General features: G+C 69.9%; 3 protein-coding genes. All 3 read right to left on the bottom strand.

Features of this window, described 5'->3' with window-relative positions:
- A partial coding sequence (locus AC1D12_RS31375; RefSeq protein ID WP_477845097.1) for a hypothetical protein occupies window positions 1-611 on the bottom strand: 611 nt, incomplete at its 3' end.
- Between the two features lie 135 nt (window positions 612-746).
- On the bottom strand, window positions 747-1904 hold the full coding sequence (locus AC1D12_RS31370) for an ABC transporter ATP-binding protein (protein WP_477845096.1): 1158 nt from the start codon (window positions 1902-1904) through the stop codon (window positions 747-749).
- Between the two features lie 21 nt (window positions 1905-1925).
- The coding region (locus AC1D12_RS31365) for a carbohydrate ABC transporter permease (RefSeq protein ID WP_477845095.1) at window positions 1926-2268 on the bottom strand (343 nt) is incomplete at its 5' end.

The raw sequence follows: 2268 nt of genomic DNA, 5'->3' as shown, positions 1-2268 counted from the left end.
GTGGTGGCCTGCGTCAGCGACACCGTCAGCCAGTCGCTGCGCCGGTTGCCCGCACCGGCGCCGACCAGCTTCACATCCGACGCCTTGCCGCGCGCGCCGTACAGGAAGTTCGGCGACATGCTGGTCGAGCGCACGATGTGCACGAACTCGAAGTTGCTGTCGTGGGCAATGAAGTTCAGGTTGCCGCCCTCGACGAACAGCCGCGCGGTGACGGCCGTCGGCGGCGCCAGGAAGCCGTCGCGCCGGGCGCTCGACACCAGCAGCACGTCGTCGCCGGGCTCGGCATTCGCGAAGGCCTGGGCGATCGGCTCGCTGATCTCGGCCAGTTCGTCCGCGTCGAACAGCGGGCGTTCCTTGCCGCGCGCATCGAGCGACTTGAACTGCCCCAGCGCGATCCGCAGCGCGTCGGCGTTCAGCTTCACCGGGTGCTGGTTCTCCGGGGCACCCGCCTCGCGGCCCAGCAGTTGCACGGTGCTGAACTCGCGGATGCGCCAGATGCGCTGCCGGGCCTTCGCGCTCTGCTCGGCCTGGGTGCCCTCGCGGCCCAGCACTGAATCGAACAGGCCGGCGGCCTGCGCCGATCCCAGGGTGCTTGCGATGGTGGCTGACACGACAACCAGCTTCAGCCGGAGAGATGCTCGTTTCACGGTAGGTCGGTCCTCGGGATGCGGGGGAAAACGGCGTGTCGCGGCTGCCTTGCACCCACGACGCGGGTCGCATTGTAGTTTTGCAACACGGTCCGGCGCCTACGCGTTTGTCCGCGTGCCCTCCAGGGATTCCAACCCGTGCAGCCGCCGGTGCGCCCGGCCCTCCGCATCGAACACGTGCAGCGCCTGGGCCGGCGCCCGCCAAGCCACCCGGTCGCCCGGCCGGGCGCGGGTCAGCGCGCTGCCGCGCATCACCAGTTCCTCGCCGCCGTCGGTGCGCATGTAGACGAGGTGCGATTCGCCGAGCTGCTCCACCAGCACCACCTCGCCCTCGAAGCGCACGCCGTCGCCGTCCTGCGCGGCGCTGGCCATCGCATTCGGCGCGACGCTCGTGAAGTGCTCCGGCCGGATGCCGATCTCCACCGCCTGGCCGTTGCGCAGCTCGCCGGCCTCGACCTGCGCCCGCGCCTGTGCGCCGCGCGCGAGTGCCAGCACCAGGCCGTCGCGGCCGCTGGCCGACACGGTCGCCGGCAGCAGGTTGATCGCCGGCGAGCCGATGAAGGTGGCGACGAATCGGTTCGCCGGCTGCTCGTACAACTCGACCGGCGTGCCGGCCTGCTGCACCCGGCCCTCGTGCATCACGACGATCTTGTCGCCGAGCGTCATCGCCTCGACCTGGTCGTGCGTCACGTAGACCATCGTCGCCTTCAGCTCGCGGTGCAGCCGCGCCAGCTCGACGCGCGTCTTCACGCGCAGCGAGGCATCCAGGTTCGACAGCGGCTCGTCGAACAGGAAGAGCTTCGGATCGCGCACGATGGCCCGGCCGATCGCGACGCGCTGGCGCTGCCCGCCGGAGAGCTCGCGCGGCAGCCGCTGCAGCAGGTGGTCGATGTGCAGCGCCTTGGCCGCGGCCTCGATGCGCCGCTTGCGCTCGGCGCGGTCGGCACCGTGCAGCTTCAGGCCGAAGGCCATGTTGTTGAACACGTTCATGTGCGGGTACAGCGCGTAGCTCTGGAACACCATCGCGATGCCGCGCTGCGCCGGCGGCAGGTGGTTGACCACCACGCCGTCGATCGCGAGCTCGCCGCCGGTGATCTCCTCGAGCCCGCACATCATGCGCAGCAGCGTGGTCTTGCCGCAGCCGCTCGGGCCGACCAGCACGACGAACTCGCCGGCGTCGATCTGCAGGTCGACGCCCTGCAGCACGACGGTGTCGCCATAGGATTTCGAGACGTTGGTCAGCGTGACTTGGGTCATGGGTGGGCGGAATTCACTTCTTCACTTGAGAGCACCCGCGGTGATGCCGCGGATCAGCTGCCGCGACAGCAGCGCATACACCACCAGCACCGGCAGCACCGCCAGCGACAGCGCGGCCAGCACGGCGTTCCAGTCGGTCGCGAACTGGCCGATGAACTGCTGCACGCCGAGCGTCAGCGTCTGCGTGCCTTCCGAGGGCGCGAGGATCAGCGGGAACCACAGGTCGTTCCAGATCGGCACCATCGTGAACACGCCCACCGTCGCGACCGCCGGCCGCACCAGCGGCAGCACGATGCGCAGGAAGATCACGTACTCGCTGACGCCGTCGCAGCGCGCCGCGTCCTTCAGCTCGCCAGGCACCTGG

Source organism: Rhizobacter sp. P1_G5 (assembly GCF_056405435.1).
Note: the sequence above shows the minus strand (reverse complement) of the source record. Positions and strands in the feature narration are given on the sequence as shown.

Coding starts and splice junctions, on each gene's coding strand:
- AC1D12_RS31370 (WP_477845096.1), bottom strand. CDS start 1,904: ATGACCCAAGTCACGCTGACCAACGTCTCGAAATCCTATGGCGACACC.